Source organism: Klebsiella sp. RIT-PI-d (assembly GCF_001187865.1).
In the GTDB taxonomy this organism is placed as follows: Bacteria; Pseudomonadota; Gammaproteobacteria; order Enterobacterales; family Enterobacteriaceae; genus Superficieibacter.
On sequence record NZ_LGIT01000001.1, the window covers coordinates 1 to 14,977 of the forward strand.

Here is a 14,977-nt window from a genome sequence, read left to right on the forward strand (position 1 = left end):
CCGGCAGCCACCCCGGACTCACCAGACGCCGGGGGACCGCCGCCACCCGCAGCGGATAAATCGCCACGCCCTGGCGCTCGCAGGCTTTACAGCCTGAAGGGAGGATCGCCGCCCGCTGGCTGGCGGCGATATTTTTGTCGGACTGCGCTTTCATGTTCATTCTCAACATCCTTTTAGTGGCGGGGGCAGATGACGCAGTTCCTGCCATGTCTCATCGGGGAGACTCTGCATCAGCTGCGTAAACCGCAGGGCAGGGTTGTCATGACGTCATGCCAGGCGGACAACAGGCGCAGAGTTCGCCTGGGGATGCCAGGCATAACAACAGCGGGCAATGTTCCGGCGACCAGGCCAGATCCGGGCGCAGTACCCGACGAAGCGTCCCCCTTCCCGTGGCATCATTCAGGCGGGCCGGGTGTAACGGATCCTATGATGCAACCCGCGTCAGCGGATCCAGTAGCAGATAACGATATTCATCCTGTCGGATATTGAGATACGCGGATAATTCAGTCATGGTTGGCATTAGCGGCTATTATCCGGACAAGATACTACTGGCGGCAGCGCCCTAACGTTGGTATTGCATGCCTTCACCGACAGCGGGCAATGACTGTGACCATCACTGACATGTACTCATAAATAATATTGTGGAATGAACAACTGACATTGATAACTGATAAAGATCAATAGTTCATCAAAGAGATGCAAATAAATTAAAACTCCAAAAATCATATTGACTATTAAATCACATCAATGGCGGGAAATTCATTTAACACATTCACAATATAAATAATAAAAGAAGCTACCCTTACCTTTTACGCCTAGTGCACAGCGTAAGTCTCTGCGGCATTTAAATAAAAAAATCAGCCTACCTTATGTAAAAACGATTAACGGCTGGATATATTCAACGAATAAATACACGGTTGGCTGACCGTTGGTTTCTTGACTACGTAGATTTTGCATCACTAATACAAATAATAAGAATAATTACATTCACAATAATGATGTAAAAAGTGCCTCAAGGTCTAACTTCCTGTGGAAACCACATTGGTTTTATTTATAAATACGTAAAGCCATCATAGCGCAGGGAAAAGAGATGTCGGATAACATAGATTTTAGCGTCCTGTCGATTGAGTTTAGAAAGTCTATTTTTGATCTCTATAAAGATACATTCGTGTGTGTCGCGATTGCGGTTTTAGGCGTGTACTTAATAAAAAATGGTTATCCGTATATTGGCTGGTTTACCTACAATATTGCCGGTGCGCTCTCCATACTGGCCTGTGTTACGACGGTAAAGATGGTACTCGAAAAATTTAAATCTAAGCAAACCGGTAAAGTCGCTTTTATAGCGCTTCTGTTTTTCAGCTTTTTTTCTATCGTCATTCTGGTGGGCGGGCTGGTGAAAGGCGTAAAAGATATTTTGTGATGCTAACGCGGGATCGTGATATTGCATAAAATAGCATTCGTGATACAAGACTCCCTGATTAAATAACCCGCCAGCGAGGCGGGTTCAGAGTTACTTCGGGATCACGTTCTGTTCTTTCAGCTTATCAAACAGCTGAGTAAACGAATCGAGCGTCGAGCGGTAGCCGGTAAAGCCGGCTTTGCGGCTTTTACTCATATCCGTAAAGGCTTCCATAGGGCGACCCAAATCAGCGTCCGTATGCCACCACGATGCCAGTTTCGTGATGTCTGCTTCACGCAACTGATGGCGTTCTGCCACCTCGCGCCAGATATCGGCTGCCTCCTGCATCCGCCCGTCCAGCGGCATCATCTGCGCCGGATAATCTGCGGCTTCAACACCAAAATACGCCGCCAGCTGCGGCCACAACCAGTTCCAGCGGAACACATCGCCGTTCACTGCGTTGAAGTCCTCATTGGCGGCATTCTCAGAGGTTGCCGCCCACAGCAGTTGCTCTGCCAGCAGACCCGCATCGGTCATATCGACCAGGCCGTTCCACTGTTCAGGCGAACCGGGGAAGATAAAAGGCCAGCCTTTTTCACGACACAACGTCGCGTAGACCGCCAGCGTCTGACCCATGTTCATCGCGTTACCGATGGCGTAACCAATAATGGTGTGCGGACGGTGCACGCTCCACCGGTAGCCGTATTTTTCTGCACCGGCGAAAAGCTCGTCTTCCTGCGCATAATAGAAATTATCGACGGGTTGACGCCCCTGTTCTTCACGAAACGGGGTCACCGGAACCGCACCTTTCCCGTAAGCTTCAAACGGACCCAGGTAGTGCTTCAGGCCGGTCACCAGCGCAACATGCGCACCCTGTAGCCGTTCGCCCAGCGCGTCGATGACATTGCGCACCATTGCGCCATTAACGCGAATGTTCTCTTTTTCATTTTCCTGACGTGCCCAGACACTAAAGAAGACCGCATCCGGCTTTTCTGCCGACAGCGCCTCGCGTACTGCATCAGCGTCGGTCAGATCGGCAGTCAGGCTGCGGCAGTTTTCTGGTACAGCTCCGCGACCGCGGGACAATCCGGTTACCTGCCAGCCTTCATGCTGTAATTTTTCGGCCAGTGCGCGTCCAATAACGCCGCTAATGCCGACAATCAGTGCTTGTTTTTGCATGGTTGTTCTCCTTAATTTGCGATGCTCATTAGATTAGTAGAGAATTAAATTCTTATCTCAGCTATAAATTCATGACATTTTCAACTTAAGTTCATCAATCATGCGCGACCAGCGACTTAAAGATATTGTGCCTTTCGTAGTAAGCGTAGAAAGCGGCAGCTTTACCGCAGCGGCAGAACGCCTGCACGTCACCAGTTCCGCAGTGAGCAAAAGTCTGGCACGGCTCGAGGACAGGCTGGGATCGCGCCTGCTGGAACGCACGACGCGCACGTTGAAACTCACCGATGCAGGAAAGGCGTATTACCAGACCTGCCTGCGCATTATGGAAGAACTGGCGGAAGCTGAGGCGATATTAACGGCGCAGCGCACTATTCCTTCAGGGCGGCTGCGGCTGGCGGTACCCAGCACTTACGGACGGCTGGGCGTTATGCCGTTGCTGATTCCTTTTTGCCAGCAGCATCCTGATGTTGAACTTAGCGTCACGTTCTCCGACCGTTTTATTGATTTGTTCGACGAGGGGATTGATGTGGCGGTGCGAATTGGCGGGTCGGTCGATCTGCCTGTATCGCTCGGCAGTCGCCATCTGGGGCGCGAGCGGATGGTATTTTGTGCCTCTCCTGACTATCTTGCGCGCGCCGGGCGTCCAACCAGTGAACGTGAACTGTTGCAGCATCGGGCTATTGGCTATGAACGTGCCGACGGTAGTACTAAACCCTGGCTGTTTCATACTCCGGATGGCCACCCCAACTGGCGTAATATGTCGTATTCAATGGCACTGGGCGATGTTGATGCCCAGGTACAGGCGCTTTGCGGTGGGCTTGGCGTGGCGCAGATGCCGTCGTGGCTCATCCGCGAGCCCCTCGCCCGCGGCGAGCTGGAAATTATTTTGCCGGAGCAGCAGCCGGACGGACTGCCGCTCTCGTTGGTCTGGCCGCGCCGTAAACAATTGCTGCCCAAAGTTGATTCGTTATTGACAGCGCTGGCAGCGTTAGCGATCGGCGAATAATAAGTTCGCTATCTTTTTAATTGTTACAGTTTTGTTTCAAGTGAGATCTCAGTCACAGCCATTTTTTGCAAAAAAGCTAAAATATACAAGCTTATATAACGACAAAATGCTAAGGGCTATTATGAAAAGAGTATTATTACCACTGGGACTTTCTTTATTATCCTTTAACGTTTTCGCATTATCTGCACCAGGCGATGATGTAACCACCAAACCTGACTTATATTATCTGAAAAATGAGCAGGCGATTAATAGCCTGGCGCTGTTACCGCCTCCGCCGGAAGCAGGCAGCATTCAGTTTTTAAATGACCAGGCGATGTACGAAAAAGGCCGTCTGCTGCGCAATACCGAGCGTGGTAAACAGGCTGCGGCCGATGCCGATCTGGCGGCAGGCGGTGTGGCTAACGCATTTTCAGAAGCGTTCGGCCATCCTATTACACAGAAAGATTCGCCTGAAATTTATAAGCTTTTAACCAATATGATTGAAGATGCGGGTGACCTGGCAACCCGTGGCGCAAAAGAGAAATATATGCGCATCAGGCCGTTCGCATTTTATGGCGTGCCGACCTGTAATACCAAAGATCAGGAAAAACTGTCCACTAACGGCTCGTATCCATCAGGGCACACCTCTATTGGCTGGGCAACTGCGCTGGTACTGACGGAAATCAATCCGTCCGATCAGGATAAGATCCTGAAGCGGGGTTACGAATTAGGTCAGAGCCGGGTGATTTGCGGCTATCACTGGCAGAGCGATGTCGATGCGGCGCGTATTGTCGGCTCGGCCGTAGTAGCAACGCTGCACTCTAACCCGCAGTTCACACAGCAGCTTGAAAAAGCAAAACAAGAATTTACCGGGCTGGAAAAACAGTAATCACGAATCATAAACCGGGCGGCAGCCCGGTTTACTATTACGTGCGTTATGCTTTCTCGTTGTTCGCGATGATCCATTCCACCAGTTGATGAATATTCGCGCTGTGCGAGCCTTTTAATAACAGCGTATCGCCATGTTGCAACAGGCTAAATAACTCCGTCCGAATGTCTGCGACCGCAGAAAAATAGCGCCCTTTTTTAACGTCATCAAGCGCCTGCCAGCATCCGGCATACTGTTCGCCAATAAGATAAACCTTGTCGATATGGCTGCGATTAATGATATCGGCCAGCGCAGTATGATAACTTAGCGCATCGGTGCCTAAATCAGCCATTTCACCTAATATCGCGATTTTGCGCGTGGCCGTTTGTTTGCTATCCAGATTTGCCAGCGCCGCGCTCATAGATCCAGGATTGGCATTGTAGGCATCGTCAATCAGGGTAAATCTGCGACCTTCTGCCTCTACCATTATCTCTCGCCCCCGACCGGCCAGGGGGGTAAACGCCGTCACTTTGCCGATCGCCGGCGCCAGCGGATAGCCCAGCGCGGCGACAGCAGTCAGTACGGCCAGGCTATTGATTGCCATATGCTCACCGCTGGCGGACAGTGTGTACGCTACCTGCTGACCGTCAATATCGGCAATGACCTGACGGGTCACGGGATCGTAGTGCCGTAACTGACTGTCGCTCTGCGGATGACGACCGTAGGTCACAATTGTAAGCTTACGTCGCAGCGCCTCTTCCTGCACCGTCTCCCACTCCAGCATATCCCGGTTAAGAACGGCCGTATCACCAGCCGCCATCCCCCAGAAAATAGCGCTTTTGGTGCGCGCAATATCACGCAGCGTATGCTTTTCACCGAGGTGCGCAGGCTGAATATTGGTAAAAATTGCTATTTTGGGACGCGCCATGCGTGAACTGACGCCCATACGCCCAATCGCCATTTCAATCACTACGTTCGGCGTATCCCACGGAACAGACGCCAGGTTCCACGCCACGCCGCGTGGAAGATTGGCCGTCAATCGACTTTGCCCCACCGCACCCCATGCGGAAAGTGCGGACGCCAGCATCGCCACGCAGGTCGTTTTACCTGCGCTGCCAGTCACGCCAATAACGTTACCACTCATCTTATTACGCGCGTAGCGGCCCATGGCCAGCAGGGCTTCCGTACCATCAGCGACCTGAAGAAGTGGGAGGTGATCGAAATGAGAAAGTTGTGGATCGGTGGTAATGATACAGGACGGCGGCGTGGGCATTCTGGCTATCACGCTTGCGAGCATTCCGCAGTTATCAGTAGCGGAACGCACCAGCGCCATATTACCGGGCTGGATGGCGGGGGCAAAAATGGATACTCCCGTTGCAGCCCAGCCGTCAGGAGGCTGACGGACCCAGGTACCGGATGTCGCCTGCACGACGTCACTGGCAGACCAGAAAGCCAGCGGCATTCCGTTCCCGTTCATTATATCGCCTTCGCTCATGGCCCATCCTCTTTACTGGCGTCCTGACATCGCATTATTTTTGCGACAGAATAACGCCTTCTGCCAGCGCTGGCGATGATCGGCAGCGGCGTAAAGTGTTGGCAGTCATATTTCAATATATCAATGTATGTTATAACTCCCGGCAAATCAGACGCTTTATACAGGATGCCTGGAGACAAAATGTCACTAAGTCATTTACTGGCGCGTATTCGCCCGGCCGCAGAGCAACTGGACGTCCCCGCCCTTCCAGCGCCTTATCCGGGGCAGGTCATTTTTTTCAGTATCAGTGATGGCAACGCGCGGGCACATACCTATATTGCCTGCGGCATGACCTTTGACCTGGCCTGGCAAAACGGCGCGCAGGCGCTTCAACGCTGGCAGAAGCGGCAGACCAGCGAGCCGCGCTGGCTACGTGTCGACCGCGTTAATAGCATTCAACCGCTGAGCTGGGAGTCGCTGCAAAATAAGCTCAGTAAAACCAAGCGCAACTATTTTCGCTTTGGATTAAGCTTTGATCCCGGCTTTACCCACGCCATTCTGGAGCAGGAAATTGCCGCTGGTGCGCTGATGTATCAGGGAACTGTCGGTGTGGCGACACCGAACGCCGTCAACCTGTCTTCATTTTCCCGTCGGCGTTTTAACCATGAATTATACTGGCCGGATGACCCGACGCAGTTACTCTGGCGCTTCACGACCCGGGCAGTATTCAGCGATGGCACAGCTACCTGGCCAATTGAATTTGCGGGTAAAAACGCAGGCTATCGTCAGCTTGCCGACTGGCAGAACGGCGCGCCGGAAGATATGATCCATAGCAGCACGGACTACCTGGCCCGTCAGGTAAAAGCCTCAGGGCGCTACGATTACGGCTGGTTCCCCTGTTTTGATCGCCCTATTCCGACCTATAACACACTTCGTCATGCCAGTTCGACGTACGCCCTGCTGGAAGGCTGGGAGGAAACCGGCGATCCTGCGCACCTTGCCGCCATTACGCGCGCGCTGGACGATCTCTCTACGCAGTTAATTAAGACCTGGACGTTGCCGGACGGCAGCGAGGCTGATTTTCTGGTGGATACCGGCGATGAAATCAAACTGGGCGGCAACGCCGTCACCATTCTGGCGATGGCGAAATATACCGAATTGACCGGTGACACGCGTTTTCTGCCGCAGATGAATCGCCTGGCAAACGGTATCGGCTTTATGCAAAACCCGACGACCGGCGGCTTTGTTCATGTCCTTAATGCGGCCGACCTGTCGCTTAAAGCCGAGCAGCGCATTATTTATTATGACGGAGAAGCCGCCTTTGCGCTTATGCGCCTTTATGGACTAACGCAGGAGCCTCGCTGGCTGGCCACGGTTGAGCGAGCGGTAGATTATTTTATTGTGCAAAAACACTGGCAGGCGCACGACCACTGGCTGAGCTACTGTATTAACGAGCTGACCCTTTACCGCCCGCTGGAGCGTTATTATCAATTTGGTCTGGATAACGTTCGCGATCATCTTGATTTTGTTCGTCAGCGTATTACCACTTATCCCACGCTGCTGGAATTAATGATGGCAGCCTCGCAGATGATTACGCGTCTGGCTGATTCAGAACATAAGTATTTACTGACGGGATTTCCACTGAAGGATTTTTACGAAGCTCTGGAAATACGTGCTCGCTATCTGGCAAACGGCTTTTTTTGGCCAGAACTGGCCATGTTTTTTAAAAATCCGGCGCGCATTGTCGGCAGTTTTTTTATTCGCCATCATAGCTATCGCGTCAGAATAGATGATGTTGAGCATTATCTCTCGGGCTACGTCGCGTATAATAAATATCGACGGCGCGGTTCGCCTTCATTGAAGGATGAGGCATAGCCAGACTATACTCGCTGACTCACCCGCCCAGAAACAGATCGATGAGCCAATGCCGTACTGGTATTCACCCTGTATCTTTCCGGAAACGATGGTTATCGTTCTGGCTACTGGCGCTGCTTGCGATTCCTTGCGGGCTGGGCGCAGGATGGGACTTTAATGCGATTACTATTCGCACCCGCGATCTTTATGGTCCGATCTCTCCGGCAGCCCAGCAGCGTATCAATGAATGGGCCGCGCTGTTAAAAAATCCGCCGCCCGCCAGCGTACAGCAGAAATTAATGCTGGTTAATCAGTTCTTTAATTCGCGAATGAATTTTCGCGACGATAGTGTAGTCTGGCACCAGCAGGATTATTGGGCCACACCCATTGAGTTTTTACGTAAAGGCGCAGGAGATTGTGAGGATTACGCAATCGCAAAATATTTCACATTACGTGAAATGGGGATCCCTGCTAACCAGCTACGTATTACTTATGTTAAAGCGTTAGAGCTAAATCAGGCACATATGGTCGTCACCTGGTATTCAACACCGGAGGCGATCCCGCTGGTGCTTGATAACCTGAAAACGGCTATTTTACCCGCCACCCAGCGAACCGATCTCCTGCCCGTTTATGCATTTAACGGTGAAGGATTATGGCTTCCACAGGCCGGGGGAAATAAACGTGTCGGTGATAGCAAACGCCTTTCCCGCTGGCAGGATCTTCTCACCAAAATGCGTGCAGAAGGATTTGAAATTAATGAATAGGAAGTAGCCATGTCCCTGTATAAACAGCTACTGATTGGCATTTGTTTATTTACGTTTATTCTTTTCTGCGGCAACTTCGTGGTGTCGCTGGAAAGTTCACGTGAACAATATCGTAATCAGCTTAGCGCTCACGCGCAGGACGCTGCCACCGCGCTGGGGTTATCGTTAACCTCACATATCGACGATCCGACGATGACCGAGCTGATGGTTAACTCCATTTTTGACAGCGGCTATTTCTACAGTATTCGGGTCATGGATATTAAAACTGGCAAGCCGCTGATTGAGCGCAGCGATACGCCACAAAATACGCACGTTCCGACATGGTTTGTGAAAGTGGTGGCGCTGAATCCAGGAATGGGCGACGCCATTGTAATGCGCGGCTGGACTCAGGCGGCCCGCGTTGAAGTCGTCAGCCATCCGATGTTCGCTCTGGCACGACTGTGGGACAGCACGATTGCCAGTTTTCTGTGGCTGGTGGGTTGTAGCGTGCTATGCGTACTGGGCATGACGGTACTTCTGCGTCGTCGCCTGCGCCCTCTTAACTATATTGTCGAACAGGCGATGGCCATCAGCCGCCGCGAGTTTCTTAACCTGCCTGCCCTGCCTAAAACGCCCGAACTGCGCCGGGTCGTTGTCGCCACCAATATGATGGTAACCCAGCTTAAAGCGCTGTTTCGTGAACAGGCTCAGCGTACAGAGATCCTGCGCGAGGAAGCCTATCACGACCCGCTCACGGGTCTCAGCAATCGTCGGGCTTTTGATATTCACTTGCAGGCCCGACTCAGCGATGAAGAAAAAGCGTCCGGACATCTCATTCTTCTTCGCGTTCAGGATCTAATGGGTCTGAACCAGCGGATGGGCGGTGCGCAGACCGACGAACTTTTACAGGCTATTGCGCGCATTATGCTGGAGATCCAGCAGCGATTCTTTCACGGTGACAATCTGCTGGCCCGCGTACGAGGAGGCGAATTTGCCCTTATCGCGCCCGACATTTTGCCGCAGGAGATGGAGTCGCTGGTTACCATGTTAAGTACGCAGCTTAAAGCTCTACATGCCACTGGCTTAAGCGACATTACGCCCGTTGCACATTTTGCCCAGGTGCCTTTTCACTACGGTGATACACCCCAGGCGGTACTTTCCCAGGCCGATCAGGCGCTGGCGATGGCTGAAACAGAGATGCGTTATTTCACGACGCAGCGCGGCGAACCGCTGGGGAAAGAGCGCGAAGAGGGTCACCATGTATGGCATACGCGCCTGACCTCCGTATTACAGAATGAGGCGTTCGAACTTTTCTCCCAGCCCGTGTACGAGTGTAATCATCAGCACATTATCATCCATCATAAGATCCTCGCGCGCATTAAAACGCCAGAGGGCGAGATGATTACTGCAGGCCGGTTTATGCCGTGGATACACCGTCTGGCACTGGGCCGTCGTATGGATCTGGTGATGCTAAAACAGACGTTACGTGAAATGGCGAACAACGATCGTCACCTGGCGCTCAGTATTAGCGGCGAAAGCGTGGCGGACGATGCGAGCCTGAACGCGCTCTTGCATCCGCTTAAACAGGCTCCGCAGCTGGCGGCTCGCCTGACTCTCGAGCTGGACGAAAACGAGCTGCCGGACCCCGAGCGCGTTAACATTCTGATGAAAAAATTACGGGAGACCGGCTGTCGGCTGGGCATCCAGCATTTTGGCGGTCGCTTCCATCTGATCGGCAACCTGCCGCAGTGGGGGCTGGCGTGGATCAAAGTTGACGGAAGCTATATCCGTAACATGGATACCGAAGCAGACAAAAAACTGTTTATTGAAGCCATTTACTGGGCGACCCGTCAGATTAACCTGCCGCTGATTGCCGAACGCGTGGAAACGGAAGGCGAACTTATTGTGCTGGAGAAAATTGGTCTCTACGGTGCAATGGGCCGTTATTTCGGTGATGCCAGTACCCTAACCCGCTAATCAAGGAGATTGACCATGCACTATATCAAGCGTGATATCGAGGGACGTGTTACTCAGGTTGAAGACGAACCGTTTGCCGGGATGACGGAGCAGAGCAGCGACCTGACGCCTGAGCTCGGACAATGGTACAAAAAGCAGGAAGCCAGAGCGGCAACGCTATTACAACTGCGTCAGAGCGATCTGGAAATGGTTCGTGTTCTGGAAGATTTGATTGAAGTGCTGATGAGCAAAGGCACTATCAGCATTACCGATCTTCCTCCTGCCGCCCAGATGAAGCTGATTCATCGTGCGCAGGCACGTCGAACCCTAAGCGGGCTGGAAGGGCTTATTGCGGATGAAGATGACGGTATAATTTAGCACTACTACATTCTTCCTGGTCTGTGCAGGGGCGGGAAATGGCTTAGCCATAAGAATTTCCTTACCTTGCCAGCTAAAAATTAACAATCACTTTTTTATCTTCTTTTATAAATATCCCCTCTCACTAGTTACTTATCCAAAACTTTATCTACGTCAAAATAAATTCGTTACCACGGTGTTACTTTTCATGGAAAGGCATTAAAAGATTAGCCATGCTTAATTATCGGACATTTGGTATGATGCGCTCAAAAACCAATCAAGTGACTGATGAACGGCAGGCCATAGAGGAAAGCAGATGAGCAGCGTGGCGGGGATTATCAAATCCGTAATCGGACAAGTATTCGCAATCGCTCCTGACGGGAGCAAGCGCTTACTCGTCGAAGGTGACCAGCTTCTTGATGGCGAGCGTGTAGATACCGGCATGTCTGGTGCCGTCAGCATTAGCCTGGACGGAGGAAAAATCCTCGATCTCGGCCGCGATACCCTCTGGGAGGGAAAAGCCATCGCCACGCATGACGTTACCGATCAGCAAGCAGAGATTGCCGCCCTCCAGCAGGCTATCGCTAACGGCCAGGACCCGACACAAACACTTGAAGCCACAGCAGCAGGCCCGCAAACCGATGCTAACGTAGCCCTCGCCGGCGCAAGCGGCGGCGGCGCGCATACTCACGTGGTCCTCGACCTTACCGCTGAGATCCTCGATCCTACCGCGGGTTATCCTACCGTCGGCCTTGATTTCCCTGATGGTACACCGCCAGAACAACTTACGATTCTGGACGTTGAGAATGCGGACGCCGACGCGGATTCAGATGCTGACGCCGATTCTGACTCAGACGCGGATGCAGATTCTGACGCCGATTCTGACTCAGACGCGGATGCAGATTCTGACTCAGACGCCGATGCCGATGCTGACTCAGACGCCGATGCCGATGCCGATGCGGATTCTGACTCAGACGCAGACGCCGATGCCGATTCTGACTCAGACGCAGATGCTGACGCAGATTCAGACGCAGACGCAGACGCCGATGCAGATGCGGACGCAGACGCTGATGCTGATGCTGATGCCGATGCTGACTCGATGCAGACGCAGATGCAGATGCCGATGCTGACTCAGATGCAGACGCAGATGCGGATCCCGATGCTGACTCCGATGCCGACGCGGACGCAGACGCCGACGCGGATGCTGATTCAGATGCCGACGCAGATGCTGACTCAGACGCGGACGCGGATGCTGACTCAGATGCTGATTCTGACGCTGATGCGGATGCGGATGCGGATGCAGACGCCGATTCTGACTCAGACGCGGATGCCGATGCTGACTCAGATTCAGACGCCGATGCGGATGCGGATGCCGACGCAGATGCAGATTCTGACGCAGACGCCGATGCCGATGCCGATGCCGATGCGGACGCAGATGCTGATGCAGATTCTGACGCGGACGCGGACGCGGACGCAGATGCCGATTCTGACGCAGACGCGGACGCCGATTCTGACTCAGACGCCGATGCGGACTCAGACGCCGACGCCGACGCAGATGCAGACTCAGACGCTGACGCTGACGCAGATGCCGATGCGGACTCAGATGCAGATGCAGACGCGGATGCCGACTCAGACGCTGATGCTGATGCAGACGCGGATGCGGATGCCGATGCGGACGCAGACGCCGATGCGGACGCAGATTCTGACGCGGACGCCGATGCAGACGCAGATGCCGATGCGGAGGCGGACGCAGACGCAGATGCCGATGCTGACGCAGATGCGGACGCAGATGCTGACGCAGATGCGGATGCGGACGCGGACGCGGATGCGGACTCAGACGCCGATGCGGACGCCGATGCCGACGCAGACGCCGATGCGGACTCAGACGCCGACGCGGACGCAGACTCAGATGCAGATTCCGATGCGGACTCAGACGCCGATGCGGACTCAGATGCAGACGCCGATGCGGATGCTGATGCTGATGCTGATGCGGACGCCGATTCTGACGCAGATGCAGATTCTGACTCAGACGCGGACGCAGATTCTGACGCAGACGCCGACGCGGATGCAGATGCGGATTCTGACGCGGACGCCGACGCGGATGCCGATTCTGACGCAGACGCAGATGCAGACGCCGATTCTGACTCAGATGCCGACGCGGATTCAGATTCAGATGCCGATGCTGACGCAGATGCAGATGCAGATTCCGATGCGGACTCAGACGCCGATGCGGACTCAGATGCCGATGCCGACTCAGACGCGGACGCGGATGCTGACTCAGATGCTGATTCTGACGCTGATGCTGATGCGGATGCAGACGCCGATGCTGACTCAGATGCCGATGCCGATGCGGATGCTGACTCAGATTCAGACGCGGATGCAGACGCTGATGCCGATGCAGACGCAGATGCTGACGCTGACGCCGATTCTGACACGAATCTCCACGTTGAAGTAGATGTTACCCAGACAGCGGAACAAACTGGCAGCAAGGTTATCCACGTTAACGGTGGCAGTTCTGATCCAAACGGGTTTGATATTCAGGATGGCAAGATTATTGCTATTGGCTCGGCCGTTCGGATATGGCTGACACCAACCAGTCCCGATGGCAAGATCGCAGGCGATAGCGTGCCAGTGCACGCTAACGATTCGCAGATCAAATATTACGATCAGTCTGGTAATGCCAACACCGATGATTCCGCTAAAAGCTATAGCGATATTTTTGTTGTTAACGGCCATTCAGGTGGCTATTACCAGCAGGGCGACTGGCAGCCAGGCCAGGCTCAGTTCCGGGATTTGAAGGGAATAACCGGTAACGGTGGCGTTGCGCAGGGCGACGCTGGTAAGGACTATATTTTCGTTGCGGGTAATAGTGGTAACTATAACGTTAGCTATAGTTCAAATAATAATGACAGCACGCAAAACAATACCTATGACGGCGTAAAAATTACCGATAAAAATACCGGTAAGTCTTTATACGAGAACGCTAACCATATTGAAGGCGTCGTATTTGGTGATGGCACATCGTCAGGAACAACCACCACAACGGTAACGCCGAATACTGTTCAGCACGTCACGCTAGATATTCACGTCTCGCTGGACAGTCACATTCCGGATGCGCATCTGACGCAAATTACGCTGTCTGGCATTCCGCAAGGTGCGACCTTCACCGGTAATTATACCTCAGTGACCTGGGATCACGGTATCTATACCCTGACGCTTAACGGTACCGGGTTTAATGGTCAGGTATCGGTCAATCTGCCAGATGGCATGAGTAAATTGGGCGATATCAAGATGAGCGTCGATTCTACCGTCGAAGATCGGCATGACACTGATTTCACTATTGATGGTGAAAATGGCACCCATTTTGTTTATGACAGCATGGGGGCAACTCATGATATGCAGCACAGTGAAGCGGCCTCTCACGCGTTCTCGCTTCAGCATAGCGACAGTTCCGACACTACACACGATCGCTCAGATACCAGTACGCAGACGGATGCGCAGAAAGATCATCAGGATGAATACGCTCAGCAGACCGACGGAGAGCGTGTCCAAACCGACGATCTTCACCCTCAGGTCGACACGCAGAATGGCGATCATAAGACAACTGATGACAGTCATCAAACTGCCGGACTGATTGATGACAGTGAGTTACATCTGGATCACGCGGCGGAATCACCTCACCCTGCGGGCGCAGAGCCGGGGACACACTCTGCGGTGTCAGAGGATACGTCACTCAGTAATTTACTGGACAATGGTCATGACGAGCACACAAGCCATGGGCAGAATGCAGAATTTGCGGGACCGGATCATGTCACCGCGGATCACACTGTATCGTCGATCCTGACGGCGGATGATCCTATTCAGCTCAGTGATGTAATCAGCGATACAAATGACAGTAACGATCTTACGCATATGATCCCGACGATCGCGCCGGGGCCGATGACCGATGCGGATCATCACGCTGGTATAGATGTTAATGCACCGCCGGGACACGATGTATCAATGGCGGATAGCTATCATACCGGGGATGAATCACTGGTCGAGAACCTGATGGCAAAACCGGAAGAACTACACGGTTAATCATTTTCGCCATTATCTCCCCGGCCCCGGCAGATAATGGCGTACTACTCTCCGTACTGGACTCCGGGCATATATCCTCCCT

General features: G+C 53.0%; 11 protein-coding genes. 9 read left to right on the forward strand and 2 right to left on the reverse strand.

Annotated features, from left to right (window positions below; genetic code table 11):
• Positions 1 to 1,090: 1,090 nt before the first annotated feature.
• Positions 1,091 to 1,420, forward strand: a complete 330-nt coding sequence (locus tag AC791_RS00005; RefSeq protein ID WP_049838442.1) for a hypothetical protein — start codon at positions 1,091 to 1,093, stop codon at positions 1,418 to 1,420.
• Positions 1,421 to 1,510: 90 nt separating this feature from the next.
• Here the strand turns inward: AC791_RS00005 and AC791_RS00010 are convergent, their stop codons facing one another.
• Positions 1,511 to 2,578, reverse strand: a complete 1,068-nt coding sequence (locus AC791_RS00010) for an SDR family oxidoreductase (protein WP_049838443.1) — start codon at positions 2,576 to 2,578, stop codon at positions 1,511 to 1,513.
• A gap of 100 nt (positions 2,579 to 2,678) precedes the next feature.
• On the opposite strand from AC791_RS00010, the gene AC791_RS00015 reads away from it, so the two are divergent.
• Together AC791_RS00015 and phoC are read left to right on the forward strand one after the other, a co-directional pair.
• A complete protein-coding gene (locus AC791_RS00015) occupies positions 2,679 to 3,584 on the forward strand; it encodes a LysR family transcriptional regulator (RefSeq protein WP_049838444.1) in 906 nt (301 codons plus the stop codon).
• Between the two features lie 118 nt (positions 3,585 to 3,702).
• Positions 3,703 to 4,452, forward strand: coding sequence for an acid phosphatase PhoC (gene phoC / locus AC791_RS00020; RefSeq protein ID WP_416202282.1), 750 nt, complete (start codon positions 3,703 to 3,705; stop codon positions 4,450 to 4,452).
• A gap of 46 nt (positions 4,453 to 4,498) precedes the next feature.
• Here the strand turns inward: phoC and AC791_RS00025 are convergent, their stop codons facing one another.
• Positions 4,499 to 5,926 (reverse strand): UDP-N-acetylmuramoyl-tripeptide--D-alanyl-D-alanine ligase, encoded by a 1,428-nt coding sequence (locus AC791_RS00025; protein WP_049838446.1) that lies wholly within the window; start codon positions 5,924 to 5,926, stop codon positions 4,499 to 4,501.
• 180 nt (positions 5,927 to 6,106) lie between these two features.
• Here AC791_RS00025 and AC791_RS00030 point away from each other — a divergent pair, with 180 nt between their 5' ends.
• The 6 genes from AC791_RS00030 to AC791_RS20145 all read left to right on the forward strand — a co-directional run bounded on the left by AC791_RS00030 (position 6,107) and on the right by AC791_RS20145 (position 14,895).
• Positions 6,107 to 7,780 carry a hypothetical protein gene (locus AC791_RS00030; protein WP_049838447.1) on the forward strand — a complete coding sequence of 558 codons (1,674 nt, stop codon included), beginning with the start codon at positions 6,107 to 6,109 and terminating at the stop codon, positions 7,778 to 7,780.
• A 41-nt stretch (positions 7,781 to 7,821) separates the two neighbouring features.
• Positions 7,822 to 8,523 carry a cysteine protease LapG gene (lapG, locus tag AC791_RS00035; RefSeq protein ID WP_049838448.1) on the forward strand — a complete coding sequence of 234 codons (702 nt, stop codon included), beginning with the start codon at positions 7,822 to 7,824 and terminating at the stop codon, positions 8,521 to 8,523.
• 9 nt (positions 8,524 to 8,532) lie between these two features.
• Positions 8,533 to 10,479, forward strand: coding sequence for a cyclic di-GMP receptor LapD (lapD, locus tag AC791_RS00040; protein WP_049838449.1), 1,947 nt, complete (start codon positions 8,533 to 8,535; stop codon positions 10,477 to 10,479).
• A gap of 15 nt (positions 10,480 to 10,494) precedes the next feature.
• On the forward strand, positions 10,495 to 10,836 hold the full coding sequence (locus AC791_RS00045; protein WP_049838450.1) for a hypothetical protein: 342 nt from the start codon (positions 10,495 to 10,497) through the stop codon (positions 10,834 to 10,836).
• 295 nt (positions 10,837 to 11,131) lie between these two features.
• Positions 11,132 to 13,270, forward strand: a complete 2,139-nt coding sequence (locus tag AC791_RS20275; RefSeq protein ID WP_148677726.1) for a retention module-containing protein — start codon at positions 11,132 to 11,134, stop codon at positions 13,268 to 13,270.
• 170 nt (positions 13,271 to 13,440) lie between these two features.
• On the forward strand, positions 13,441 to 14,895 hold the full coding sequence (locus AC791_RS20145; RefSeq protein ID WP_049838451.1) for a hypothetical protein: 1,455 nt from the start codon (positions 13,441 to 13,443) through the stop codon (positions 14,893 to 14,895).
• Positions 14,896 to 14,977: the final 82 nt, after the last annotated feature.

Coding starts and splice junctions, on each gene's coding strand:
- AC791_RS00025 (WP_049838446.1), bottom strand. CDS start 5,926: ATGAGCGAAGGCGATATAATGAACGGGAACGGAATGCCGCTGGCTTTC.
- AC791_RS00030 (WP_049838447.1), top strand. CDS start 6,107: ATGTCACTAAGTCATTTACTGGCGCGTATTCGCCCGGCCGCAGAGCAA.
- lapD (WP_049838449.1), top strand. CDS start 8,533: ATGTCCCTGTATAAACAGCTACTGATTGGCATTTGTTTATTTACGTTT.
- AC791_RS00010 (WP_049838443.1), bottom strand. CDS start 2,578: ATGCAAAAACAAGCACTGATTGTCGGCATTAGCGGCGTTATTGGACGC.
- AC791_RS20275 (WP_148677726.1), top strand. CDS start 11,132: ATGAGCAGCGTGGCGGGGATTATCAAATCCGTAATCGGACAAGTATTC.
- AC791_RS00005 (WP_049838442.1), top strand. CDS start 1,091: ATGTCGGATAACATAGATTTTAGCGTCCTGTCGATTGAGTTTAGAAAG.
- lapG (WP_049838448.1), top strand. CDS start 7,822: ATGAGCCAATGCCGTACTGGTATTCACCCTGTATCTTTCCGGAAACGA.
- AC791_RS00045 (WP_049838450.1), top strand. CDS start 10,495: ATGCACTATATCAAGCGTGATATCGAGGGACGTGTTACTCAGGTTGAA.
- AC791_RS00015 (WP_049838444.1), top strand. CDS start 2,679: ATGCGCGACCAGCGACTTAAAGATATTGTGCCTTTCGTAGTAAGCGTA.